23 protein-coding genes and 1 other annotated feature are annotated in these 25,319 nt (G+C 37.0%); of the genes, 2 read left to right on the forward strand and 21 right to left on the reverse strand.

Going from position 1 to position 25,319, the window contains the following annotated elements:
* Nucleotides 1-52: 52 nt before the first annotated feature.
* The 15 genes from IGI54_RS08380 to map form a co-directional block, all read right to left on the reverse strand.
* Nucleotides 53-1,792: a glycosyltransferase family 2 protein gene (locus IGI54_RS08380; RefSeq protein ID WP_430620433.1), complete on the reverse strand. Its 1,740-nt coding sequence runs from the start codon at nt 1,790-1,792 to the stop codon at nt 53-55.
* A gap of 53 nt (nt 1,793-1,845) precedes the next feature.
* Nucleotides 1,846-4,056 carry a glycosyltransferase gene (locus tag IGI54_RS08385; RefSeq protein ID WP_430620434.1) on the reverse strand — a complete coding sequence of 737 codons (2,211 nt, stop codon included), beginning with the start codon at nt 4,054-4,056 and terminating at the stop codon, nt 1,846-1,848.
* A 32-nt stretch (nt 4,057-4,088) separates the two neighbouring features.
* A complete protein-coding gene (locus tag IGI54_RS08390) occupies nt 4,089-5,318 on the reverse strand; it encodes an ABC transporter ATP-binding protein (protein WP_430620435.1) in 1,230 nt (409 codons plus the stop codon).
* 45 nt (nt 5,319-5,363) lie between these two features.
* Nucleotides 5,364-6,176, reverse strand: a complete 813-nt coding sequence (locus tag IGI54_RS08395; protein ID WP_420842048.1) for an ABC transporter permease — start codon at nt 6,174-6,176, stop codon at nt 5,364-5,366.
* 97 nt (nt 6,177-6,273) lie between these two features.
* Nucleotides 6,274-7,869, reverse strand: a complete 1,596-nt coding sequence (locus tag IGI54_RS08400; protein ID WP_430620436.1) for a glycosyltransferase family 2 protein — start codon at nt 7,867-7,869, stop codon at nt 6,274-6,276.
* A gap of 277 nt (nt 7,870-8,146) precedes the next feature.
* Nucleotides 8,147-8,965, reverse strand: coding sequence for a glycosyltransferase (locus tag IGI54_RS08405; RefSeq protein WP_430620437.1), 819 nt, complete (start codon nt 8,963-8,965; stop codon nt 8,147-8,149).
* A 20-nt stretch (nt 8,966-8,985) separates the two neighbouring features.
* Nucleotides 8,986-9,831 (reverse strand): dTDP-4-dehydrorhamnose reductase, encoded by an 846-nt coding sequence (rfbD, locus tag IGI54_RS08410; protein WP_315306617.1) that lies wholly within the window; start codon nt 9,829-9,831, stop codon nt 8,986-8,988.
* A 156-nt stretch (nt 9,832-9,987) separates the two neighbouring features.
* Nucleotides 9,988-11,016, reverse strand: a complete 1,029-nt coding sequence (gene rfbB, locus IGI54_RS08415; protein WP_430620438.1) for a dTDP-glucose 4,6-dehydratase — start codon at nt 11,014-11,016, stop codon at nt 9,988-9,990.
* 12 nt (nt 11,017-11,028) lie between these two features.
* On the reverse strand, nt 11,029-11,601 hold the full coding sequence (gene rfbC, locus IGI54_RS08420) for a dTDP-4-dehydrorhamnose 3,5-epimerase (protein WP_430621492.1): 573 nt from the start codon (nt 11,599-11,601) through the stop codon (nt 11,029-11,031).
* 10 nt (nt 11,602-11,611) lie between these two features.
* Nucleotides 11,612-12,481 carry a glucose-1-phosphate thymidylyltransferase RfbA gene (rfbA, locus tag IGI54_RS08425; RefSeq protein ID WP_071860897.1) on the reverse strand — a complete coding sequence of 290 codons (870 nt, stop codon included), beginning with the start codon at nt 12,479-12,481 and terminating at the stop codon, nt 11,612-11,614.
* A gap of 108 nt (nt 12,482-12,589) precedes the next feature.
* Nucleotides 12,590-13,327 carry a glycosyltransferase gene (locus IGI54_RS08430; protein ID WP_430620439.1) on the reverse strand — a complete coding sequence of 246 codons (738 nt, stop codon included), beginning with the start codon at nt 13,325-13,327 and terminating at the stop codon, nt 12,590-12,592.
* A gap of 15 nt (nt 13,328-13,342) precedes the next feature.
* Nucleotides 13,343-14,137 (reverse strand): glycosyltransferase, encoded by a 795-nt coding sequence (locus tag IGI54_RS08435; protein ID WP_430620440.1) that lies wholly within the window; start codon nt 14,135-14,137, stop codon nt 13,343-13,345.
* A gap of 15 nt (nt 14,138-14,152) precedes the next feature.
* A complete protein-coding gene (locus tag IGI54_RS08440; protein ID WP_216428475.1) occupies nt 14,153-15,271 on the reverse strand; it encodes a glycosyltransferase family 4 protein in 1,119 nt (372 codons plus the stop codon).
* An 89-nt stretch (nt 15,272-15,360) separates the two neighbouring features.
* A complete protein-coding gene (locus tag IGI54_RS08445; protein ID WP_071860893.1) occupies nt 15,361-16,290 on the reverse strand; it encodes a YihY/virulence factor BrkB family protein in 930 nt (309 codons plus the stop codon).
* A gap of 15 nt (nt 16,291-16,305) precedes the next feature.
* Nucleotides 16,306-17,070, reverse strand: a complete 765-nt coding sequence (map, locus tag IGI54_RS08450) for a type I methionyl aminopeptidase (RefSeq protein ID WP_430620441.1) — start codon at nt 17,068-17,070, stop codon at nt 16,306-16,308.
* Nucleotides 17,071-17,504: 434 nt separating this feature from the next.
* Between map and IGI54_RS08455 the strand changes: the two genes are divergently transcribed.
* Together IGI54_RS08455 and IGI54_RS08460 are read left to right on the forward strand one after the other, a co-directional pair.
* Nucleotides 17,505-17,948, forward strand: coding sequence for a flavodoxin (locus IGI54_RS08455; RefSeq protein ID WP_071860891.1), 444 nt, complete (start codon nt 17,505-17,507; stop codon nt 17,946-17,948).
* Nucleotides 17,949-18,101: 153 nt separating this feature from the next.
* Nucleotides 18,102-19,340: an aminopeptidase gene (locus IGI54_RS08460; protein WP_430620442.1), complete on the forward strand. Its 1,239-nt coding sequence runs from the start codon at nt 18,102-18,104 to the stop codon at nt 19,338-19,340.
* Nucleotides 19,341-19,683: 343 nt separating this feature from the next.
* Here IGI54_RS08460 and IGI54_RS08465 read toward each other — a convergent pair whose 3' ends face one another.
* From IGI54_RS08465 to IGI54_RS08490, 6 genes are read right to left on the reverse strand one after another with little or no spacing between them, the layout of a single operon-like run.
* Nucleotides 19,684-20,526 carry a transporter substrate-binding domain-containing protein gene (locus tag IGI54_RS08465; protein WP_430620443.1) on the reverse strand — a complete coding sequence of 281 codons (843 nt, stop codon included), beginning with the start codon at nt 20,524-20,526 and terminating at the stop codon, nt 19,684-19,686.
* Nucleotides 20,527-20,550: 24 nt separating this feature from the next.
* Nucleotides 20,551-21,294: an amino acid ABC transporter ATP-binding protein gene (locus IGI54_RS08470; protein ID WP_420842047.1), complete on the reverse strand. Its 744-nt coding sequence runs from the start codon at nt 21,292-21,294 to the stop codon at nt 20,551-20,553.
* Nucleotides 21,295-21,296: 2 nt separating this feature from the next.
* A complete protein-coding gene (locus IGI54_RS08475) occupies nt 21,297-21,965 on the reverse strand; it encodes an amino acid ABC transporter permease (RefSeq protein WP_430620444.1) in 669 nt (222 codons plus the stop codon).
* Nucleotides 21,952-22,611 carry an amino acid ABC transporter permease gene (locus IGI54_RS08480; protein WP_430620445.1) on the reverse strand — a complete coding sequence of 220 codons (660 nt, stop codon included), beginning with the start codon at nt 22,609-22,611 and terminating at the stop codon, nt 21,952-21,954. The genes IGI54_RS08475 and IGI54_RS08480 overlap by 14 nt, the downstream gene beginning before the upstream one ends.
* Before the next feature lie 10 nt (nt 22,612-22,621).
* Nucleotides 22,622-23,719: a PLP-dependent transferase gene (locus IGI54_RS08485; RefSeq protein ID WP_430620446.1), complete on the reverse strand. Its 1,098-nt coding sequence runs from the start codon at nt 23,717-23,719 to the stop codon at nt 22,622-22,624.
* Nucleotides 23,720-23,721: 2 nt separating this feature from the next.
* On the reverse strand, nt 23,722-24,900 hold the full coding sequence (locus tag IGI54_RS08490) for a MalY/PatB family protein (protein ID WP_430620447.1): 1,179 nt from the start codon (nt 24,898-24,900) through the stop codon (nt 23,722-23,724).
* A 53-nt stretch (nt 24,901-24,953) separates the two neighbouring features.
* Nucleotides 24,954-25,183, reverse strand: a binding site (T-box leader).
* Nucleotides 25,184-25,319: the final 136 nt, after the last annotated feature.

The following is a 25,319-nucleotide window of genomic DNA, read 5'->3' on the forward strand; positions in this document are numbered from 1 at the left end:
TGTAATAATTAAAAAGAATATAGATGAAACATATTTATCTGACCATATCCACTTAGTAATCATTAGGTATCTCAAATTTTGAAGTAACTTTTGAAAAATTCTCATTAAAATTAGGATCCTTTTCAATATAGGATGCCCAACGACAATTAAATAGTTTTTCTGATTCTTTAAACTCATTTTTCTCTCTATGTTCTTCATTAACATGTCCAACTGATATGGATTCATGATGTATTAATTCAACATCAGACAAATAAATATTTCTATAACCTTTTTCTATTACTTTAAGACATAAATCAACATCATTGAAAGTCACTCTAAAGTTTGAATCAAACCCAGAAACTTCATTAAAAATACTTGTTTTAATCATCATGCACGCAGCTGTAACAGCCGTAATAGTATGCGAAAAATTAGTGTAGTATTTTTGAACATTAGTTGTAATATCTACACCTAGCATTCCATTCATAAGATTAGTTGCTACACCATTAACTCCTGTAGCAATCCCTGTATGTTGCAAAGCCCTATGCCCTGGGTACCATAATTGAACTCCGACACAGCCCACTTGTTTCTGCTGGGCCGCTCCTAGCATTATTTCTAGCCAGTTATCTTGTATTATTTCGGTATCATTATTTAACATGACTAAAAAACTACCCTTTGCCTTAGCAGCACCAAAATTACATGAATTAGAATAATTAAATATACTTTCCTCATATTTATAAACTTGAAAATTAGTATATCTCTCTTTTGCAATATTATACCAAGAAAGTATTTTTGAATCTCTACTTCCAGTATCGACAATTATTACTTCAAAATTCTTATATTTTGTCCTAGAATATAAAGAATCTACACAACGCTTCAGTATCTCATACTGATTTTTATTTGGGATTACAATAGATACTAAAGGCTTATCTTTTACGACCAAATGCACATCATACACACTAGGTGCATAAATTTTAGGAGTAACTAAGATATCGTCTTTGTGATTTCCTAACATCTCCATATGCTCAATTAATAATTCTTTCTGCTGAATTAGTAGACTTTCGGTATTGAAAAGAGTTCTGTCAATCCCACTATTGGCAACTCTCCAACTATACAAGACTTTCTCAATATGATAGATTGATTCTCTATCAAAATGTCTACTAATCCATAAGTTAAATGCCCACTTTTCAGCTTCATATTCATAATTTTTGTGTATTTCATAATTCTTCAATAAATCCTTCTTACATAAAAATCCATGTTCAATATAATTTGTTGATAATAAGAAATCCGGATTCCAATCTGGTTTAAAAAATGGATCAAAATGATTGAATCTTTCTTCATTTAAAACTTTATCTTCATCACAATAAATAAATTTTATATCCGGTTTTTTATGAAGTACTTGTACGAATTCATAAAATGCATTTGGCCAAAATAAATCATCTTGTTCTAGAACAGTTAAGAACTCTCCTTCAGACATTTCAATTCCACTTTTTATTGCCGAGCTAAAACCAAGTCTTTGAGAAAAATTAATTACTTTTATCTTATTAGATAAAATACTAAGCTTGTTTAAGAGGTTTGACACTTCACTAGTGGATGAATCATTTACTAAAATAAGCTCAAAGTACGGATATGTCTGTCCTAAAATTGATTCAACAGCCTCGATAAGATTCTTAGGATTAGGATTATGAATCGGAATAACCACAGAAATAAGATGTGGATTATCTATAATTTCTGATTGATGTTGTTGTTCTAACCTTTCAATAGAATCTGGATAATGTTTTAAAACCCATTTTTTATAAACATCATGTTGATTCAAAGAGGAATTGATTCCTTTCTCAGAAAAAGCATTGTCGCAATTTACAGCTATTCCTAATCTATCTTTTTTTTTTTTTCTATAGGATATAGCGCTAAAATGGCTTCTTCTTTTTTATCCCAAGTATAACTTTCGGCAGTTTTTCTTCCACCTATTGATATTTTTTTAAATAAAGTATCATTCTCAGTTAATTCTTCTATTAATTCAACAGCTTTGCTAATATTCCCAGAAGGGTATGTTAGACAATTCTCTTTATCAACTATATATTCTGCGTTCCCATCATTCGGAACAACTACAGGAACACCTCCAGTTGCCATCATTTCTAATGGGGGGTAAGAAAAACTTTCAAGTAAACTTGATTTGATTAAAATGTCATGATTCGCATATATTTCTCCGACTTTTTCAGGGGAAATTTTGTTATAGAAATAATCTACATGATACCAATCTTTTGGTTTACTGCGATAAGATAAATAAGAAATCTCATATTTATCAAAATCAAGTTGTTCTACAACTTTAAAAGACTCATCGACTTTTTTATAATGGTCCTTACTATCTCCTTCAATTAAAATTTTAATTTTTCTTCCCGATAAATTTCTCTCAGTGTAATTAAAGTTCTGAATATCAATTCCGTTAGAAGCGTATTGAGAATTTTTTCCAAACTTTTCCTTTAACCATTTTTGACACCAAAGAGACATAGTCATATAGTTAACATCCTGATACGCCGCATAAGTTGAATTTGCCATTTTTCTTCCTGCATCGCCATATTCCATGAACCCTGTTTCAAAATTTTGAACAAAGTAGCTTACACGTTTTTTATTGGGATAGCTATTAATATAAGAGGGTAACGTAGACCACAAGGTGGCAACCATATTATCAAAAAACATTAATACATTATCTTTATAAGGTGCTAAAACATTATACCTATCACTAATATCTCGACTAGTAGTTGCATTTTCTGCATTTACTAAATCTATTATAGTCACGTCATAACCATTTTTTAGTAATATATCCGCATGCTTCAAAACTACATTGACACCGCCACTTATATCAGAGGTTGGTAAAACAAAGGCTATACTAGGAGCTAAACGTTCCTCAATAAAATTAGATAATCCATATCCACTTGAAATTGTAGTATGTTTATCGATTACTTCGTTAAATGCCGCTTCGGCAATGCTATGTTTTAGATCTTGATCTTCAATTAGTGATTTAATTGTTAAAAACCAATCATCAGAATTATTAACTAGCAACCCCGTTCTTTGATTTTCTATAATTTTCTTAAAAGCACCTATATTACTTGCTACAGTAACAACCTTTACTAATGAAGCTTCAATCCATTTATTCTCAGATTTTGCTTCATTAAAAATACTATCTACTAGTGGTGCTATGTTAACATCACAAGAAGATAATTCTAAAGGCATTTTACGCCAATCCATAAATGGAACAGTAATAATTCTATCCTTGTATTGTTTCAATTCATCCGGAATACTCAATAGTCCTACTACTTTTAAATAAACTTGTGGATATGCACTCATTAAATCTATAATTGATTGTTGTATTGATTCGAAATCTTCATTGTGAGTGATGCTACCACTGAAATAGCCAATTACAAATTTTTCTGGATCTTTTTCAACTTTGTTTAGAGCATCTAAAGATGCCCTTATCATTTCATCACTAGCAGTATTTCTATTAATATAAACTTCTTTAAGTCCATAATTTGATAACTCAGACTTTAATCGTTCAGTTGTTACAATACCATAATCACTCAATGATAAAGTTTCATTCATCCTCGATACACCATCATCATAGTGAGCTTTATCTTGTTCGTCCATCTCTGCAACAAACTTTATTGTATCCGTATATTTTTTATCTATAACTAGGTCATCAATATCGAAAAAACAAGTCTTATTCATCTTTTTCGCTTTACTAATGAACTCTTTAACTGTATCCGTAACTGGGCATCTGAAAAAAACAAAACCTCGATAATATTTTAACATGTCTAAAGTCAAATTTTCATAGTAAACTTTATCTGCTGTCATCCCATTAGAGGAAAGCTGTTCAATTTGATGATCAACACGATACCGTTCAGGGTGAGGCAAAGTTGTACCATTAATAAACAAAATATCCAATGCTAAATTTTTCTCTTGAATTGGGATTGGAAAAGCTTTCCGATAAACATGTCTAGCAGAAATTTTAACAAACCGGCTAAACCCTTGCTCATCAATTACTCTTTTAGATTTTCTTCTAATATCACTGAATTTGCTTTGCATATTATAATAATCTCCTAATTTTATTGGATATTTTATTGGTCGATATGATCCGTCCATCGATGTGGTAATCCAACAAGTCCTTCAACATCATATTTTCCGACAACAAACATTTTAATTGCTTTAGATTTATATATGAAAGGAACCTGTGCATTTTGTTCAAACAGTGCAACATCAAAATAATATTCACCGTTTCCTAAAAACATCTTGTCATACTGTATATAGAAGGTATTTTTCCCTTTTTTCCAAGGAATTGAAACTCCTTCATATCGAGTATTTGGTCCCATAATATAATCGTTATTTACTGTTCGAATCGCAACTCCTAAAACAGGATCCTTAATGCTATCATCCACTACTGTATAATCAACTCGTACATAGCAAAATTCGTCTCTTTGTATCTCGTCTGTGTTTTCATGCTTGGAATTATATAGTCTAGCTTGATCCAATGTTACAATTTTCGATACGTAATCTACAGATGTAGAAACTTCTTCATCAATACTATGCCCCAGTGAAATGGCCGCTTTACGTTTCAAATAATTATCATACTTTTCTGTAACTGGTAAAGTATCTCCCTGTTCAACCACTTTGCCTTTTTGGAGCCAATAAACACGATCACAGAATCTGCGAACTGCGTGAATATCATGTGAAACAAATAGAATTGTTTTTCCCTTTTGACGGAATTCAGTGAATTTTTCCATACACTTCAATTGAAATTCCGTATCTCCAACTGCTAAGGCCTCATCAACAATTAATATATCTGGATCAACAGTTACAGCAATTGCAAATCCTAAACGTACCAGCATGCCGCTAGAATAGGTTTTTACTGGTTGATATAAATGCTCACCAATATCTGCAAACTTGATTATATCATCAAGTTTTTCTTCCATAATTTCTTTCGAAAAGCCTAATACCATACCATTCAAAAATATATTTTCATAGCCAGTATATTCAACGTTGAAACCACTACCCAACTCCAAAATTGCTGATATTTTTCCATCGATCTTTACAGTTCCAACACTCGGAGTAAGCACACCTGTGATTATTTTTAATAGCGTAGATTTACCAGACCCATTTTCACCAATAAATCCTACCATCTCTCCCTCATTTACTTCAATATTCACATCATCTAAAGCATAAAAGGTATCATGGTATTGACGCTTAAGCGGGTTTAACGCTTCTCTCAATCGATCGCTCGATTTTTTATACATCTGGTATGTTTTAGTTATATGTTCTAATTTCATGACTTGATGATCTTTATTTAACATTTTTCTCTCCTTAAAGTCTTTACTCATTTAAATCTCTATTGAACTTTACAAAACATCAGAGAAGTGAGGACGTAATTTTCTAAAGATAATTATTCCAATGAAAGATAGAATTAATGTAACAGCCCAAAAATAAATTGTCCCTGATGGATGTTCCCAGAACCAAGCTGTACCAAAAATCGAATCACGATAACCAGTTACAACGTAGTAGAGAGGATTCAATTTCAATATGAAGACTATTTTAGGATAACCCGAAAATTGATTGATACTATATAGAACTGGGGTTGCCCACATCAATGCCTGCATAATTACTGCGATAAACTGTGAAATATCTGGAACAAATGGTTGGATACTTGCAGTTATCCAAGTTAAAGCAGTTAAAAAAACCATTAGACAAAACATGTAGTAAATTATTTGTACTAAATAAATTGTTGGATAAAAACCATACAGGGCACAAAGAATTACCGCAACAGCACAGAAGAAGAAATGAAGAAATAAATTTGAAAATAACTTGACTGTGGGCAAAATTTTAATATTAAAAACAACTTTTTTCACTAGGTAACTATATTCTCTAAAAACGTTTGTCGCACCCATCAAGACATCTTGAAAATATAGCCATGGAACCAAGCCAGTGATCAAGAAAGCAACAAAAGGATATTTACCATCTGTCATTGCTGCTTTAAATCCTACAGCAAAAATGAACCAATAAGTAAATACTGTCACGATTGGGTTAAGAAATCCCCAGACAATGCCTAAAAAGTTACCGGCATACCTTGCTTGAAAATCATTCCTTGCAAACTGTCTTAAAAGCCCTCTGTTTTTGACTATATCACTAAACATTGTAAAAAATTCTTTCACCACTAATTTAATTTTTGAAATCATACTATTCTCCTTGTTTCACCATTCTTTATATAAGCTTATTCAACTTATTTTTATCAGATATTTCAAATTTGATCATTTAAATTTTTAAAGTAAATTCATTATTTATGAACGGATCTTCAAAATATTGGTTTTCATTATTTAAAACTGAAGTAATATCTTCAATTCCTTTTTCAGTATAATCACTTTTTTTATTTGAAACAAAATGACAACTTGGAACCCTAATATTCTCATATCCTAGATTTATAATATCTAGAAAAAATTTAACTACACTATCTGTTTCGGACATTTTTTCATCAAATCCCCCAATAGAGTCGTACACATTTTTCTTCATAATAAAAATATTTTTCTCTCCAACTGAAACATTTGTAGGAATCTTTAATCGTCCAAAATAGCCTTTCGAATAGCTTTTGCTTTTTTTGTAAAATGGAACTAGTTTATTATGGGCATTTATGTGCCAACCAGAAGCTAATACATTATTTTTTCCATCAATGATGGTTCCACTGGCGCTACCCACACTATCTAAATAAAGCATCCTAGTTCCAACGTCTATCCATTTTTTTTTAGGAAACTCAATAAAGTTATTAGAGAAAAGAAGTATATCCCCGATAGCTTCCTTAGCAGCTCTATTGTAAAGACTTAGCAAGTTCTCACTTTCAAAATGAAGTATATTTATCTTAATCGAGCTATTTTTAGTTGATAGCTTTTCTATATTTTTAAACTGTCCATTACTTTTTTGTGAAAAAACCAGAAAAATTTCAACAACATTTTCATCACAAAGCGACTCTACTTTTTTTAAAATATCGTTTAATTCCATATCACTACTCTTTATTACATAGATTACAGTCACGCTAGTTTCTTTGACCTTTAAATAATCGATTTCATAAAAACCAGGTGCGAAACCCTGTTTAACATTTCCCTTTATACCTCTTCTATTTAAAGCGGACTGCAAAGCTCTTTTGCCTGCCTCATTGGCATAACCTTTAGCATTAGGTGTACTTGCCGTAGAATGCGGTGTAACTCTCCAATGGTATAATACTTTGGGAATATGACAAATATCCGCTGAACTAATTTTTTCGGTGAATCTTAAAACGAAGTCATAATCTTGAGCTCCAATGTAATCATCCTTTAATCCACCAATTTGATCAACAATTTTCTTTCTAAATACACTAAAATGTGAAGTATAATTAGTCGATAAAAATAGTTGTGGTGACCAATCTGGTTTAAAAGCTGGTTCAAAGAATTTATTTTTGCAAAATTTATCCTCATCAGTATAAAGAAAGTCATATGTTTTTTTAATATTTAAGGCTTCTACTATTGATGATAAGGCATTAGTTGCTAAAAAATCATCATTATCCAAAAAAGCGATAAATTCACCTTTGGCAACTTCCAAAGCTGAGTTTGTTGCTTGACAGATATGCCCGTTTTTTTTTCTGTAAACAACATTAATTCTTGAATCTTTTTTTTGATAAAAACTTAGTATCTCTTTAACACTCTTTAACGTCGAAGCATCGTCTGCGATACACAATTCCCAATTAGAATAGTTCTGGTTAATTACTGATTCGATGCATTCAATTAATAGTTTACTTTCAACGTTAAAGACTGGAACAATAATAGATACTAATGGATTGTATGTATATACTTTTTTAGAGGATACCTCATTATCAATTTCCATTTTCCATTTAGTATACAATTTATTTTGCTTTCTTTTCTCAAAAAAACGAAAAGCATTCATCTTAAAGTCATTGATATTGATTCGCTTTAGATAATAATTAGATTTCATATGAGCCAAAAACCTTCTATCATTCACTATTTAGTTTCCCGTAAATCAACATTCCAATTTTACATAAATTAAAAAAGAAAAGCAAGGAGCCTCCGAAAATCTTAACGGGCGTCTCTTGCTTCTTACAGATATCTTTAAATATTTATCAGCGTCCCACTTCTTTCATAACTTAAAACAAAAATTTGAAAGTTAAAATTCCATATCTAAATTTTCCAGTCACTAATTGTTTCGCCCCGCGAAGGAATAATTGCTGACGATATTTGAAAAATAAATTTGTTGCATATAAAGAATAATAATATTTTTCTGCTTGCAAGATTGTCTGATAGCGAAAAAAATTCATGTGTTCTGCATAATTAAGCACCGATAGCTCATGCTGAAGTTCTACTTTTAAAATCCTTATCTCTTTTCCTTCTGCAAAAATCCGCCAGCTTAGCCAATGATCCAAATAGTCCAGTGGAAACGCTAAATTGTAGCCGCCGATTTTTTTTAAGAAGTCTGTACGCACAGCAGTTGCTGAATTAATCACCATGATATCACTGGAATATGTTTGGTTGCCTTGAGGTAATGCACTATGTAACGGCCGCAGAGTATCACTGCGAACCGGTGAAATCTGCTGGTCATGATCTTTTATGATCGGTGCAATCGCTACGGTCGAGTCGGAAACTTTGGTGGAATAAGAAATTAGTTCGTTTAAATAATCACCAGTCAGCGTGGTATCTTGGTCTAAGGTAACCAGCCAAGCTATCTCTTCCCTATTTTCTTCCAGCGCTCGATTATATGCTCTGGCCAAGCCAACATTTTCTTTGCTGTGATAATACGTGAAACGTTGGTCTAAACCTTTTGGCTCACTTGCTTTTTGACTATTGTCAAAAATTAAAACTTCTCGTATCTCAGGAAAAGCTGCTGAGGCAAGAAGTTTATTCAAGCTTATAATCGTTGACGATTCAGAGAATGTCATATTGTAAAGTACTACGACCATTTTAAACATACCTCTCACCTCGAGCTTTCTTATTGTTTCGCTTCTAGTTCAAGAAAGCTTGCTAAAGCTTCTTGCCAGGTTGGTATCTCAAAGCCTAGCGCTTTGGCTTTTTCTAAGTCCATGATTGAATATTGAGGACGGGTGGCTTTTTGCGGATATTCTGCCGATGTCACCGGTGCTACCTCTACATCTGTATCTTTCAAAATTTCTTTGGCAAACTCATACCATGAGCAGCTATTTTCATTGGACAAATGATAAACGCCGAATGGTGCTTTTTCTTCGATCACATACGTCATGAATTCTGCCAATGTCCGTGTCCAAGTTGGACGACCAAATTGATCGTTCACAACGGTTAGACGATCGTGCGTCTTCGCCAAATTTTGCATGGTATAAATGAAGTTATGCCCATAAATACCAAAGACCCAGGAAGTACGGATGATATAATAATCCTCCATAATTTCTTGTACGGCTTTTTCGCCTAAAAGCTTGGTCCGGCCATACTCACTTAACGGGTTGGTAGCGTCATCGACCCGATACATCCCTTCTTTTTTAGTACCATCAAAGACATAGTCCGTACTGATATAAATCAATGTTGAGCCTGCTGCTTTGGCTGCTTCAGCCACATTTCGTGTGCCATCGACATTAATTTTTTCATCTAACGCTTTGCCTTCATCCTCCGCTTTATCAACGGCGGTGTAGGCTGCACAATGATAAATGATATCCGGCTTCATATCGGTGATGAATTTATATGTGCCTTCTTTGTCGGTAATATCTAATTCATCCGCATCGGTTGAAACATACTCGATTTTCTTTTCATCCAGCAAATGACGCAGCTCTGTACCTAATTGTCCGTGACCACCTGTAATTAAGATCATCTAAATCTACTCCTTACTTCTATATAAAGTTTGTATCCTTGCGCTAATAACTGAACCTATTTTTAGCTTCAGTTCGCGTATTATTTTTCTAGTGACGCTAGGCATGAAGCAAAACTGGCAAAAAAGGCAGGTTAGACCTGCCTGATTTAGTTTGGATTATTGGCCGTTTTTGGCGTAATTGGTTTCAACTGCTTCTTTTTCTGCACGCCACCAATCTTTGTGTTCGCTATACCATTTGATCGTATCTTTCATGCCTGCGCGGAAGTTGGTGAACTCCGGAGTCCAGCCTAGTTCTTCACGAAGCTTGGTTGAATCGATAGCATAACGCAGGTCGTGTCCGGCACGATCCTTCACGTGATCGTATGCGTCTTTTGGTTGGCCCATCTCTTCTAAGATAATCTCCATTACGGTCTTATTGTCTTCTTCGCCATCGGCTCCGATTAAATAGGTTTCGCCGATTCTACCTTTAGTCAAAATTGCCCAAACAGCAGAAGAATGATCATTCGTATGGATCCAGTCACGCACATTTTTGCCATCGCCATAAAGTTTTGGTCGAATACCACTTAGAATATTCGTGATTTGGCGAGGAATAAATTTTTCGATATGTTGATATGGTCCGTAATTGTTGGAGCAGTTTGAGATCGTTGCTTGTAAGCCGAATGAACGGACCCACGCTTTGACTAACAAATCTGAACCAGCCTTTGTTGATGAATAAGGGCTTGAAGGGTTGTAAGGCGTTTCGGCTGTGAATTTTTCGCCTTCACCTTCGCCATGTCCAGGCAAATCTTCTCGTAGCGGAAGATCACCATAAACTTCATCGGTCGATACATGGTGGTAGCGGACGTTGTTTTTACGGCACGCTTCAATCAATGTATAGGTTCCAATAATATTGGTTTGCACAAATGGGAATGGATCTTTCAATGAATTATCATTATGAGATTCTGCTGCGTAATGTACAACTGCATCCGTCTTTTGGACTAAACGCTCGACTAACTCTGCATCAGCGATATCTCCGACGACTAATTCCACTCGATCTTCAGGTAATCCAGCAAGATTTTCTTTGTTACCAGCGTAAGTTAATTTGTCTAAGACTGTCACGTGGATCTCTGGATGATTATTGACAACATAATGAACGAAGTTTGACCCGATAAAGCCTGCTCCGCCAGTTACGATAATATTTTTCATCTAATTCTCTCCTTAAATCTCACCATATACGAAAGGATTTTCAGCTTCAAATTCTTTCAAGGTTGGTTGTTTCGCGTCTTTTTCTGAAGTAATGGCTTTTTCAATGTCAATCGGCCAATCAATCGCTAAATCTGGATCGGCAAATGAGATGCCTCCATCAGCTTCAGCGTCATAATAATTGTCGCATTTATACATGAAGTTCACATCCGGTGTCAAGGTCACAAAACCATGAGCATAACCACGAGGAACAAGTAATTGACGATGATTGTGTTCTGACAAGATGTAGCCTTCCCACTCACCATAAGTTGGGCTACCTTTTCGAATATCCACGATCACATCAAGTACGGCGCCTGTGACTACTCGAATTAATTTTGTTTGGGCTGATTTTCCTTTTTGAAAATGTAAGCCCCGAAGTACACCTGGTTGCGTCGAAAGTGAATGATTGTCTTGAATAAAATCAAAATCAATGCCAGCTGCTTTAAAGTCTTCTACTGAAAAGCTTTCCGTAAAAAAGCCGCGATGATCACCAAATACAGCGGGTTCGATAATTTTTACATCTTTAAGCTTGGTTTCTGTTACTTTAATTTTTCCCATTCTAATCCTCTTCTGCTAAACGTAATAAGTATTGTCCGTATTGATTTTTCTTCAACGGTTGTGCCAATTCAACTAATTGTTCTTTAGTAATATAGCCCATCCGATAAGAAATTTCTTCTAAACAAGCGACTTTCAAGTTTTGACGTTTTTCGATTGTCGAGATAAAGGTCGATGCTTCTAATAATGATTCATGGGTGCCTGTATCTAACCAAGCAAAGCCACGACTCATGACTTCAACAGATAATTTATTGCGTTTCAAATATTCTTTGTTTACGTCGGTGATCTCTAATTCCCCACGTTCAGAAGGTTGAATATTTTTCGCGATCTCTACAACTTCATTGTCATAGAAATACAAACCTGTTACAGCGTAATGTGATTTTGGTTGTTCGGGTTTTTCTTCAATAGAAACAGCCCGCATCTCTTCGTCAAATTCTACAACGCCGAAACGTTCTGGGTCGTTGACGTGATAGCCAAAGACAGTCGCGCCTTCGGTTTTCTTAGCCGCCCGTTGCAGCATCCGCGATAAGCCGTCGCCATAATAAATATTATCGCCTAAAACTAAGCAAACGCTATCGTCGCCGATAAATTCTTCACCAATGATAAAGGCTTGCGCCAATCCATCGGGGCTTGCTTGAACCGCGTATTCTATGTGGATACCTAATTCATGACCATCACCAAATAGATTTTCAAATCTCGGTGTGTCTTGTGGTGTTGAGATGATCAAGATTTCATTGATTCCGGCTAACATTAAGGTTGACATTGGGTAATAGATCATCGGTTTGTCATAAACTGGCATTAATTGTTTCGACGTTGCTTTGGTTAATGGGTACAAACGAGTGCCGCTGCCCCCAGCTAAAATAATTCCTTTCATGGTTACGCTCCTTGTTAAAAATGTAATAGCTTGCTTTATACAAAAGCATCTTTTCAGATGCACACGAACACATTATACCTGATGTTCAGTAACAGAAGAATCCTTTTGCTACTTTTTTTTGATTTCTTTTATTCTTTTTCTCACCAACCGTACTGCATTCCAGCGCCATTTAAATTGTTGGATTCGTGAGGCGGTCGTTTTAATCTCTGAAGCATTCAGGCCGTGACGGCGATAATAAACTAATTGATCAGGAATAAAGACCACGCCTTGATGATAATCCGCCAACAAGCCGATCCACATATCATGCATCGGCACATCCGGTGGAATCGGTAAAATCGTCGTTTTTAAGTCTGAACGAAAGGCCATCCCCGCTCCAATGTAGCTGCTCTTTAAAAGATTATGCCAAAAGCCGGCGTGCGTTTTACGCATCGCTTGATAAGACGGCACCAGCACTTCAAAATCGTTGTCTACAATGATCAAGTCGGAAACGACCACTTGGGTTGTTGGATTTTCAAAAAGCGGCAAGGTCTTTTCAACTTTATCCAGCTGCCAAACATCATCTTGATCACTTAAAAAAATAATCGGGTTGCTACTTTGCTGAATAGCGTTGGCAAAATTACCGATCAAGCCCTGTCCTTGGTTTTGAAAAAGCTTGATTCTAGTATCAGTTTTTTGCAAGTCTAATAAAAATTCCCACGTCCCATCAGTTGAATGGTCGTCGGAAATAATCAACTCATCATTAGTAGAAAGCTGTCGGAATATGCTGTTCAGTTGTTCTTCAATAAAGTGGCGTCCATTGTATGTCGCCATACAAACGGAAACCCGCATTGCGGACTGCTTGTGCATACCCTACCTCCCGATTTAGAAAAATTCCCAGCCCCATTTTTGAAAATATTTTCCCATGGACTGTAAAAAAATAAAAAATAATTTGCGACTCTTAACCGCTCCTCGTTCGTACAAATGAACGACGGAAAATTGCGGGCTGTACAGAGCCTTATAGCCTGCCGCTTCCATTTTACGGCATAGATCATTGTCCTCAAAATACATAAAATAGCGCTCATCAAAGCCTTTGATCTGATTGAACTTCGCTAGATCAACCACCATGAAGCTGCCGGAGATCATCCGCACATAGCTATCCTGATTATCTGGCAAATCACGGCATTCAAAGGTCGCTAATCGCTTTTGAAAGCTCTTTTTGACAAACTTAAAGGGAATAAACCGCAACATATAATCAAAGACATCTAAATGGTTACGAATCAAATATTGGGTCGTCCCATCTTCGTTTAAGATTTTCGGTGCCAATAATCCGCAGTCTGTATGCTGGGCTAGATGATCAACCATTTTGTTTAAATGATTCTCAGACAAAATAATATCCGGGTTAAAAACAATTCCATAACCTTCAGCAGCTAACAGATTGGCATTGTGGCCAAAGCCAAAGCCTTTATTTTCTGGATAAAAGGTGATTGTCACAAAAGAATAGGCTAGATATTTTTCTAAGCGTTCTCGATAATCTGCTTCAGAAGCATTATCAAAAATTTTAATTTGGATTGCTGAAGCATCATCAATTGTCTTTATCAGGGCATCCAAGCTCATAAAAATCTTATCACTATTATGGGTCACGATGCTGACAGTCACATCATTCTTTTCATTACTCATAAAGGACGTCAACACTCATTTCTTAAAATATTTGTGTAGTACTTGGTTACGGTATTCTTTGTTTCCGAAAAAGCGGAAGCTCTTAGTAATAAAACTATATTTTTCACTAATTAAACCGATCAGCTCTAGCAAAAAGGCAAAGGCGAAGACCATTGCAACAATCAACACGATCGTTCCAAACCGACTAGTATAGTTCAATAGCAGTGCTACAAAGGAGAATAAGATCGCAATTCCATAAATGGTCAAAACTGCACCACGATGGGTAAAACCTAAGTTTAACAGACGATGATGCAAGTGCTGTTTATCCGCAACAGAGATTGGCATATTCTTGGCTTTTCTTCTGACCATTGCAAAAAAGGTATCCGTTACCGGCACTCCTAGAATGATCAAAGGTGTGATCAATGAGATAAAAGTAACATTTTTCAACCCTTGCAGCGTTAAGACTGCAATCATAAAGCCTAAAAACAAAGCCCCTGTATCCCCCAGATAAATCTTGGCAGGATGGAAATTATATGGAAAGAACCCTAAAATACTTGCAACTAAACAAAAAATTGCTAACGAAATAAAGACTTGCGAAGAATGCAAGAAGAAATAACCGATCACTCCGATCGTCGTCAGCCCGATGATCGAAACACCAGAGGCCAGCCCATCGAGACCATCGATTAAATTCACCGCATTCGTAATCCCGAAAATCCAAAACACTGTCACAGGCAAACTCAACCATTCAAGATTGATTCGGCCAAGTAGAGGCGCCGTAAAAAAGTCAAAGCGGATTCCAGCAAAATAATAAATAATAAGTGCAGCAATTAAAATCCCCAAACTTTTTTGTCGTGGCGTTAGCTCAAATTTGTCATCCAATAATCCTGTGATCACGATGACCAGTCCACCGAGTAAAATTTTGCTGATGTAGCCAAAAGGAATCACACCGCGAAATAAAACAAGGGAAGAAATCGCGAAGGTGATAAAAATAGGCAAGCCGCCAGCACTAGGCATTGGCACTTGATTCATTCGGCGGGCATTGGGATTATCCACTAGTCCAGTCTGGACTGAAATAATTTTAAAAATCGGGGTTAAGATCAACGCGATCAAAAACGTTAAAACGTACTTAATAATCAGCCCGAAGGATACTAACATACTGCCACCTGCCTTTTTTCTAAAAATTATTATAACGGATTGCAGCTTCAATACAAGGTTCTATCTGAAACTTACAAAAAAGCTTGAACTTATTTTTTCTTTCTTTTTTTGATAACGCGTGTTTTCAGTTTATTAAACCATTTATTGACTCGGTTAGAACCTTCCACCACTTCTTCACCTGTTCGATATTCTTCTAAGGTCACATTCAATACGCCACCTAAAATAATAATCGTCGCAGCAAAATTCAGCCAGAACATCAAGACGATAAAACTTCCGATGATTTGATAACCAGAAACTCGTTGAGCAAACGTTTGCGCGTATAAGCTAAAACCTTGAGCCAGAACAATCCAGCCAACTGTGGCAAAAATCGTCCCTGGAAGTGCATATTTGATCCGGACATGTGCATTTGGAATTACGACATACAAACCGCCTAAAATAACCAATAATCCAATTAAAGTAACTGGCCAACGCAATGTCAAAAAGGTATCGATAATACCCGGTGAAAAATTCAGTAATTGCTGCAAAGCGTCTAAGATCACTTGTCCCGCACTGAAAAATAAAGCGACAGCAATAATCGCCATCATCAACACACCGACGATCCCCACCGAAACGATCCGGCTAATCACAAAATTCCCGCGGTCCTCCACACCATACGCTCTATTTAACGCCGTTTGGAGGGCATTGATGCCGCGACTCGATGACCATAATGCGGCCAAGACCGAGATTGATAGCATTCCTCCCGAAGTATTTTCCAGCAGCCCTGTAATCGCCGGCTTTAGAAAACTAAAAACATTCGGTGGGATTGCTTCACTTAAATATGGCAAGACCGTCTCTGGGGTAACATTAAAATACGGCAGTAAATTTCCAACAATAATTAGTATCGGGAAAAAGGACAGCAACAAATAATAGGCAACTACCACGGAGCGGTCGCCTATTTCTGTTTCTGCCAAATGTTTTTGGATCGATTGGATAAAATCCATTAGTTTCTTATTTTCTTTAATCTTATCTATTGGTCCCATAACATCCTCGTCGTCCTAATAAGTTCCTTCTTCACCTTGTGAAGTCAAAATTTTCGGACCTTCTTTAGTAATTGCTAAAGTGTGTTCGTATTGTGCACTCCAACCACCATCTTTGGTGTAAGCTGTCCAGCCATTAGGGTCCATCTTCATTTGCCAAACGCCGGTATTAATCATCGGTTCGATGGTGATAACCATGCCTTCTCTTAAACGTAACCCTTTACCTGCTACTCCGTAATGAGGAATTGCTGGCTCTTCATGAATCGTTGGTCCAATGCCATGTCCGACAAAATCACGAACAACTGAAAAGCCTTCGCCTTCAGCATAGGTTTGGATCGCATGACCGATATCTCCGATTCGGTTTCCTACTTGTGCTTGTTCAATCCCTAGATACAACGATTTTTTGGTAACTTCCATTAAACGTTCAATTTCAGGTGAAACCTCTCCCACCGCATAAGACCAGCAAGAATCAGACATCGCACCTTTATATTCCACACACATATCGACCTTAATCAAATCGCCCTTTTTCAATGGTTTCTTGCGGGGAAACCCGTGACAAATTTCGTCGTTGATGCTGCAGCAAGTCGCGTATTCGTAGCCTTCAAAACCGATTTGTGCGGCAATTCCACCGTGACTTTCAATAAAGTCTTTGACAAATTTTTCAATCTCCATACTGGTCACACCAGGTTTAATAAAATCACGTAAATGGCGATGTACGTCTGCTAATAATTCGCCAGACTCGTCCATCATTTCGATTTCACGGGGTGATTTTAATGTAATCATGTTCTCGTCTCCTTAAATGTAGTCATTTTTTCTGGTGAAAAAATGAGGTGGATGTTTCTTTTCGGAATGATTTATGTCATTCACCGATTGTCCATTCAGGTTAATTTTTACTTTCCTTCCTGTTAGGAACAGGGTAAAAACTAGACCAACATCCTTTTTTCATCTTGTTTATTTTAACATAACCCTATAAAGCGAACAAATGGTTAGAGAGCAGTCATTTCCTTTTGATTTCTATTTTGATATAATGACCATAAATTTGGCTTAAAGTTACGGATTTCATCTCATCTTCTCCCCAATCAAATTCCGAAAGCAATTTGATTCTTCCTGGAATGGAGAAAAAAGTGGGTTTCATTGGATGAGACACGGGACAAAGACCAAACTATTTTTTCTATCAGAAAAAATAATACATGGACATAAAGCAAGGAGGAATTTTTTTGACAGTAGCAAAAATCGTTTATGCCAGCATGACGGGAAATACCGAAGAGATCGCCGACATCGTGGCCGAAGCTTTTGAAAATTTAAATATTGATGTAGAAATCGACGAATGCACACAAGTCGAAGCGGAGGATTTTGAAGACGCTGATATTTGTGTCGTTGCAACCTATACTTATGGTGAAGGCGATTTGCCAGACGAGATCGAAGACTTTTATGAGGACCTAAAAGAACTGGACCTTACTGGAAAAATCTTTGGGGTCTGCGGTTCTGGCGATACCTTCTACGATCAATACTGCAAATCCGTCGATGACTTTGACGCCGTCTTCGAAAAAATCGGCGCGACTCGCGGAGCGGATAGTGTAAAAGTCGAGATGGCAGCTGAAGAAGAAGACATTGAAAACTTAGAAGCCTTCGCGAAAAAAATCGCCGATGCAGCTTCGTAAAATACTATTTGGGGATGAGCTCGTTGTTGCTCATCCTTTTTTATTAACTAACCTTCGTTGTCAAAGAAGGAAACATTTTATTCCTTGGAGACTCTTTCTTTTGAGAAAACGTAAGAAATGCTATGATAGTTCTAACGAAATGGAGGGGTTGAAATGACGTTACCTAATTTTGAAACATTGTTAAAAAAATACGCCCATTTAATTACAAAGATTGGCGTGAATATTCAAAAAGATGATACGGTTGTTGTTTATGCCAGTGTGGAACAAGCTGAGCTTGCCCGACTAGTAACAAAAGAAGCCTATCAACTTGGTGCTGCAGAAGTGATCCTACAATGGAACGATGACACCGTTCAACGAGCATTTTTAAGTCATGCGGCAGAAGATCGGATTATGGAAGTGCCGGCTTATAAAGTCGATGAAGCCAACGTGTTTGCGGAAAAACGCGTGACCCGGATCAGTATCGTTTCACAAAATCCCGATGCATTATTAGGTGTGGACACAAATCGTGTCGCAGCCTTTCAAGCCGCACGAGGAAAAGCCCTACAAGCCGTCATGGAAGCGACACAATCCAATAAATTGCGTTGGACCGTGGTTGCGGCAGCTAGTCCAGCTTGGGCCAGCAAAGTTTTTCCCGATCTTTCTTCAAGTGAAGAACAAGTAGATACACTTTGGGATGAGATTTTTAAAACCACACGAATCTACGCCGAGGATCCCGTTGCAGCTTGGGAAGAACACGACGCAGCGATGCGCAAGCAAGCCGAGCGCTTGAATAAGGAACAATTTTCGGTGTTGCATTACACAGCGCCAGGAACAGATCTCACGATCGGCTTACCAGAAAATCATGTCTGGGAAGGTGCTGGCAGTTTTGCGGCAGATGGTAACGAATTTATGGCCAATATGCCAACTGAAGAAGTCTTCACCGCTCCGGATCGCAATCGAGTGGACGGCTATATCACTAGCACCAAACCACTAAGTTATGCGGGAACAACGCTTAACGAAATGAAATTCACCTTCAAAGACGGCGAAGTCGTGGAATTTTCTGCTAAGGACGGCGCGGATGTCTTAGCTTCTTTATTAGACATTGACGAAGGGGCCAAACATCTAGGCGAAGTCGCTCTTGTACCAGATCCTTCACCGATTTCACAATCAGGGATCACTTTCTTCAATACCTTGTTTGATGAAAATGCTTCAAATCATTTGGCGCTTGGTGCAGCCTATCCCTTCAGCGTCGAAGGCGGGACGGAAATGACGAAAACCGAGTTAGCCGCTGCCGGCTTAAACAGCAGCCAGACCCATGTCGACTTCATGGTCGGTTCTAATCAAATGGATATTGACGGGATTCGTAAAGATGGCTCTAAAGTACCCATTTTTAGAAATGGTGATTGGGCTTAAAAAAACTACCAACATTATTTTTTAATAACAATTTATTTCTTTGTCCAGTAGAGTAGCAAATTGTTCTATATTAATAGCATCATAAACTTTTACTGGTAGAAATCATCTTTTCTACCAGTTTTTTGGCGACATTCTTTCCTAGAGTACATACTAGTATTTTGGTATTTATTCATCTTTTTTACAAGCTACACATGTCCAACAAATGGTCATTGTGGTTCTCCTAAAGGCTTGATTTGAAACTAAAAAGAACTTGAGCAATAGTTTTTCTAATCTGTAGTGACCCCGGAAGTTAGATTTTTTGTCTAACTTTTTGGGGCATTGCAGCCACGTGCTCGAGTTCCTTTTAGTTGATTTTAGTAATTATTACATCACTTGGTTTAATATCCTCGCCAAAGAATGGTTTCAAGGTTTCATTATAAGCTTTTTCAAAGAAACCTTCCTTGTTCAATTTTTTGATATCTTTATTCACCCATTTTAAAAGTGACTTATTCCCTTTTTTAATACCTGGGTTGATGGTTGACACTTCCCCGACTTCTTTGATTCCCACTGTATAATCTGGATTCTCCTTAGTCCAAGCATAGAGATAGGTATTGTCATCAGCTAAAGCTTGTGCACGTCCATCGGTTAACGCTTGAAATTGTTGACTTTTAGATTCATATTTTTCTAAATTAACATCTGGATATTTCTTCGTAAAATATGTTTCAGCAGTTGTTCCTTTAGTTACAATCAATTTCTTATCATTCAATTGTTTCGCTTTAGTTATCTCTGCATTTTTTGGTGATACAACGCCAATACCAACTTTCATATAAGGTGAAGCGAAGTCAACGATTCGTTTACGCTCAGGTGTTTTGGTAAAGTTTGCTAAAACTAAATCCACTTTATTAGATTTTAGCGCGTCTACTCGTTCTTCGGCGTTGACGACGGTAAATTGAATTTTAGTTTCATCACCTAATAGGTCTTTGGCTAATCGTTTAGCTAAATAAATATCATATCCTTGATTGTTGCCCTTGGAATCCAAGTATCCGTATGGCGATAAATCGCCAAAGACGGCTACTTTCAAAGTCCCACGTTTTTTGATGGCACTGACCGACGATGGATTACTCTCAGCATGGACTGTCTTCGGTGTAAAACTTGCTGCTAAACCAATTGCTAAGATTGCTAAAATGCCTACCCATATTTTTTTCATTTTATTTCCCACTCTCTTTTTTTATTATAGATTTGCGAAGTCTAAACTTCGCAAAAATTGATACGCTCGTTCTGTTTCTGGTGCTTCAAAAAATTGTTTTGTAGCTCCTTCTTCTACAATTTGACCCTCCGCCATAAAAATGATGCGATCACTAACTAGCCGTGCAAACTCCATTTCATGAGTAACAATCAATAGTGTTTTATCTGTCTTCGCCAATTCTAAAATGACTTCCAAAACTTCACGAACATTTTCTGGATCTAAGGAGGCTGTTACTTCATCAAAAAGCATCAATTCAGGATTCATACACAAACTGCGCACAATCGCGACCCGCTGTTTTTGTCCACCTGATAATTCACGGGGATAACTATCAATCTGTTCTTTTAGGCCGACGCGCGTCAACCATTCTATCGCTTGTAGTTGAACTTCCTTCTTAGCCCGTTTTTGAACTTTTACAGGACCGATTGTCACATTTTCTAGAACAGTTTGATTAGGAAAAAGGTCGTAACTTTGAAAAACCATCCCAATTTTTGGTCGTAGTTGTTGCCAGCTTTTTTCAGTCTGTTTAACCAATTGCCCATTAAATAAGATTGTGCCAGAAGTAGTTGATTCCAGGCCATTCAAACAACGCAGCAAAGTGCTTTTGCCACTACCAGACGGTCCTAAAAGTGCTACAACTTCTCCAGCTTGAACACTCAGATTAATAGATTGTAAAACTGATTTCGTCCCATAATTTTTTACTAAATCCTTCGTCTCAATAATTGTCGTCATCTTTACACCGCCCTTTTTTCTAATTTCTGCGCCCATCGACTTAAGGGATAACATATAATAAAATATAAGCCGAAAATAAATCCATATACCCAAAGACTTATACTTGGAACTTTTACTGTGTAATGCTCAATAATTTGAGTTCCTACACGAATCATTTCTGTTACCCCGATCATCATTAGCAAACTCGTTGTTTTTATCACGCGAGTAACTAAATTAATCGTTGCGGGCAAAACTGATTGGACACTTTGAGGAGCCAAAATGTAATAAAATTGTTGCCAACCAGTAAAACCTAATGCTTTTCCAATCTCAACTTGACTCTTTGGCACGCTTTGTAGGCCGCTACGAACCAGATCGCTCATCTCAGCTGAGATCCATAACACAAAGACCAAAATCGAAACCGCTTGATTAGAAATATCTTTATTCAATGCTTCAGGTAATAAATAGTAGAAGACGAATAATAGAGCTAGCAATGGCACAATGCGAAAAAGCTCTAGATAAAGTCGAAAAAACATACGGATCAGCGGATTTTTACTCGTGCGAATTAACCCAAATAAAATGCCCAGCATTAAACCAATCATGAGAGAAATCGCTGAAAGCTTAATGACCTCTAACATACCTCCCATTAGACGATTAAAATTATTTCCATCAAACAAAATATTAAAGCCCTGCATTAGCAACCCTCGCTCTCCTTTCCAGCCAATAGACGATAACGACCAATGGTAAAATCAAAATCATATAACTGATGACTAACATTAATAGAAATTCCTTGGTCAGATAATACATTCCAATTAAGTCCTTGGTTACATTGGTTAAATCCATTATTGAAATCGCACTAAAAACTGAGGTCTCCTTTAATAAAAAGATACAATTAGCACCAACACTTGGAATAGAAAGAGGTAATCCTTGTGGTAAAATCACGAGCGTTGTTAACTGAAAAGCATCAAAGCCTAACGATTTCCCCGATTCAATTTGGACCGTTGGCACATACTCAAAACTTGCACGTAAGGCTTCCTCCATATACGCTCCTCCCAAAAATGATAATCCGATAATTGCGGCAGTATATTTTCCTATTGGTATACCAACTTTAGGTAATCCATAATATAGAAAGAATAATTGGATCAACAATGGTGTATTTCGCGAAAGTTCAATATAAGCCTTTGTTACTGGGTTCAAATAAGGAATCTCAAAATAGCGGATCAGTGCAATTAGAAATCCTATCAGTAAGGCTGAAATAATCCCGGCTAATCCTAGGACCAAGGTAACTTTCAAACCCTTTAGGTATAATGGAATACTTTCGTTGATTGCTCCTACGTCCATCAAGCTCCTCCTAATCGAACACGGTTAACGCTTGTTCTAAATCCGTAATTAAATCATCACTATCTTCAATTCCAACAGACAGCCGAAGTAAATCTGATGTCAATCCGTAAGACTCACGTAGTACTTGCGGGATATCAGCATGCGTTTGAGTAGTTGGATAGGTAATTAAACTTTCAACACCTCCTAAACTTTCAGCAAACGTAATCACCTTTAATTTTGCTAAAAATGGTGCTATTCTTTGTTCGTCTTTCACGTAAAAACTGATCATACCGCCCTTTCCTGGATAAGCAATCCTTTTAAGACTAGGATGTTGTTCTAATCTTTTAACAATCTTTTGAGCATTTTCTTCTTGGCGATTAAATCGCAACGGAAATGTTTTTAGACTGCGAATAAATAGCCAACAATCAAAGCTAGATAGTGTGGGACCTGTCGTATTCGCTATCCAAGCAATCCTTTCGCCTAAATCCGGTTCCTTTGCTACTACAACACCGGCCAGTACATCATTATGCCCAGTTAAATATTTCGTGCCCGAATGAATGACTACATCAGCACCTAGATCCAACGGCTTTTGTCTTAAAGGTGTCAAAAAGGTATTGTCTACAATTAATTGAGTCTTCGTATCTTTAAGGAGTTGGCTCACTTTCTTAATATCGATCTCATTCATCAATGGATTCGTTGGTGTTTCTAAAAAAACAGCCGTAATTGCACTATCGTACTGAGTTTTTAAACTAACAAAATCATCAAAGTAGCGAAATTTGGCAATCCCCTTTTCCTCTAGGTCGTTGAAAAAACGAAATGTTCCACCATAAAGATCCCGGGAAACCAAAAATTTACTACCACTTTCAAATAATTGAAAAACTAACTGAATCGCGCTCATTCCAGAACTAGTAACCACTGCCCGAGCTCCATTTTCCAGTCTGGCTAACCCAGTTTCTAAAATATCACGAGTCGGATTTTTCGTCCGAGTGTAATCATATCCCGTGCTTTGACCCAGTTTTGGATGAGAGTACGTTGTTGATAAATAAATCGGGGAACTAATTGCCCCTGTCGTTTGGTCGGCTTTGTTTCCTAATTGAGCTAAATCAGTTGAAATTTTTAATTTACACATATCTATCTTCCTTTCATGGCAGCAATCAGACGATCACAAGCAATTTGAATATTTAGAGGAGAGGTGGCTAGATTTAATCGTATGAAAGATTTCGCAGTAGCCGAGAACCATTCACCATAATCGACAGCCAGCCTAGCTTGGTCTTGAACGAACTCTTTTACCTCACTTGCTGGAATCAGAGCTGTCAAGTCTAGCCACAGCAAGTAAGTTCCTTCTAGTTCACTGATTCTAATTTGTGGCAAATTTTTAGTTAATTTTTTTTTAGCCAGTGTGTAATTGTATTCTACTACCGATAATAACCCTTGAAGCCAATCATCCCCGGTTTCATAAGCAGCTTTAGCTGCTAGTTGTCCTAATGAGCTATTTTCTGTTTGCCGATGGGCTTGTGACCAAGCACTATATTGTTTTCGCTTCTCGACACTTGGAATCCAAACGTGAGAAGTTAGTAAAGAAGCTAGGTTAAACGTTTTTGATGGTGCATTACAAACAATCAAATTTTCTAAAGATGCTGCTTCGGCTACCGTGATTGTCGAAGTAAAGGGCTTAAAAACCAAGTCAGAATGAATTTCATCGGCAATGACTAGAACACCATATTGATTACAAAGCGTTAAGACCCTTCTAAGCTCTTCTTCACTCCACACACGCCCGACTGGATTATGAGGTGAGCAGAGAATAAATACTTTTACTTGTTCTGTTAGTAGTTTGTTTTCAAAATCAACTAGATCCATTTGATAATGACTATCTTTTTGAATCAGCTCTGAAGTCACCAGCTTACGTTTCTGATCTTTAATGGCATTAAAGAAGGGATAATATACCGGGGGCTGAATCAATATACTCTCCCCAACTTCCGTAAAACAAGCAACCAAATCATACAATGATTGCACGACACCTGTGGAAAAAGACAACCAATTTGCTTGAAATGGTGTTTTTTCATGACGTTTTTGCCACCCTTCGTACGCTTCAAAGTAATCATCTGGCACAATCGAATAGCCAAAAATGCCGTGACGAATTCGCGTTTCTAAAGCTGCTATCACAGGTTTAGGCGTTTTAAATTCTGTATCTGCTACCCACAACGGCAAGAGTTCTGAATCCCCATATCGCTCGTCTAAAGCATCCCATTTCAGTGAATTTGTTTGTTTGCGCTCTATTGCGTAATCATTAATAAATTGATCGATTTCCATGCTCTTCCTTCTTTCTTGAAACAAAAAAAAGCCGCCCTTTGCCAATAAATTGACAAAGGGACGACGAATACGCGTTACCACCCTTATTTATGTTGTCTTTACAGAGCAACACCTCGACAGTTCCAATTGAAACTCGGTACGCTAACGGGTACTTCCGTCTAAACAGCGTAAACCGTTTAGAAAACTCAGAGCTCATCTTCACTTTTTTCTGACTGCCCTCTTTTTCACCAACCGAGGTCTCTGTAACAGCTTTAAAAGCTACTCTTCTCTTCAACATCTTTTTTATTATTAATCGAATTATAATCTCAATTTCGTTTTTTTCAACATTTTTTAATGTTATTTTTGTAATAATGTGCTAAATCGAAGAATACAGTTGTCAAATTTAGATCAAGCACTTGTCCACAAGTAAACTTTTGCTA

The sequence above is a fragment of the Enterococcus sp. DIV0800 genome (assembly GCF_050559735.1).
Lineage (GTDB): Bacteria > Bacillota > Bacilli > Lactobacillales > Enterococcaceae > Enterococcus_A > Enterococcus_A devriesei.

Coding starts and splice junctions, on each gene's coding strand:
- IGI54_RS08485 (WP_430620446.1), bottom strand. CDS start 23,719: ATGTGTAAATTAAAAATTTCAACTGATTTAGCTCAATTAGGAAACAAA.
- IGI54_RS08490 (WP_430620447.1), bottom strand. CDS start 24,900: ATGGAAATCGATCAATTTATTAATGATTACGCAATAGAGCGCAAACAA.
- rfbA (WP_071860897.1), bottom strand. CDS start 12,481: ATGAAAGGAATTATTTTAGCTGGGGGCAGCGGCACTCGTTTGTACCCA.
- IGI54_RS08400 (WP_430620436.1), bottom strand. CDS start 7,869: ATGGAAATTGATAATGAGGTATCCTCTAAAAAAGTATATACATACAAT.
- IGI54_RS08475 (WP_430620444.1), bottom strand. CDS start 21,965: ATGCAGGGCTTTAATATTTTGTTTGATGGAAATAATTTTAATCGTCTA.
- IGI54_RS08430 (WP_430620439.1), bottom strand. CDS start 13,327: ATGCACAAGCAGTCCGCAATGCGGGTTTCCGTTTGTATGGCGACATAC.
- IGI54_RS08390 (WP_430620435.1), bottom strand. CDS start 5,318: ATGTTAAATAAAGATCATCAAGTCATGAAATTAGAACATATAACTAAA.
- rfbD (WP_315306617.1), bottom strand. CDS start 9,831: ATGATCTTAATTACAGGTGGTCACGGACAATTAGGTACAGAGCTGCGT.
- IGI54_RS08460 (WP_430620442.1), top strand. CDS start 18,102: ATGACGTTACCTAATTTTGAAACATTGTTAAAAAAATACGCCCATTTA.
- IGI54_RS08440 (WP_216428475.1), bottom strand. CDS start 15,271: ATGTTAGTATCCTTCGGGCTGATTATTAAGTACGTTTTAACGTTTTTG.
- rfbB (WP_430620438.1), bottom strand. CDS start 11,016: ATGAAAAATATTATCGTAACTGGCGGAGCAGGCTTTATCGGGTCAAAC.
- IGI54_RS08465 (WP_430620443.1), bottom strand. CDS start 20,526: ATGAAAAAAATATGGGTAGGCATTTTAGCAATCTTAGCAATTGGTTTA.
- IGI54_RS08480 (WP_430620445.1), bottom strand. CDS start 22,611: ATGGACGTAGGAGCAATCAACGAAAGTATTCCATTATACCTAAAGGGT.
- IGI54_RS08435 (WP_430620440.1), bottom strand. CDS start 14,137: ATGAGTAATGAAAAGAATGATGTGACTGTCAGCATCGTGACCCATAAT.
- map (WP_430620441.1), bottom strand. CDS start 17,070: ATGATTACATTAAAATCACCCCGTGAAATCGAAATGATGGACGAGTCT.
- IGI54_RS08405 (WP_430620437.1), bottom strand. CDS start 8,965: ATGTTTAAAATGGTCGTAGTACTTTACAATATGACATTCTCTGAATCG.
- IGI54_RS08445 (WP_071860893.1), bottom strand. CDS start 16,290: ATGGGACCAATAGATAAGATTAAAGAAAATAAGAAACTAATGGATTTT.
- IGI54_RS08470 (WP_420842047.1), bottom strand. CDS start 21,294: ATGACGACAATTATTGAGACGAAGGATTTAGTAAAAAATTATGGGACG.
- IGI54_RS08385 (WP_430620434.1), bottom strand. CDS start 4,056: ATGCAAAGCAAATTCAGTGATATTAGAAGAAAATCTAAAAGAGTAATT.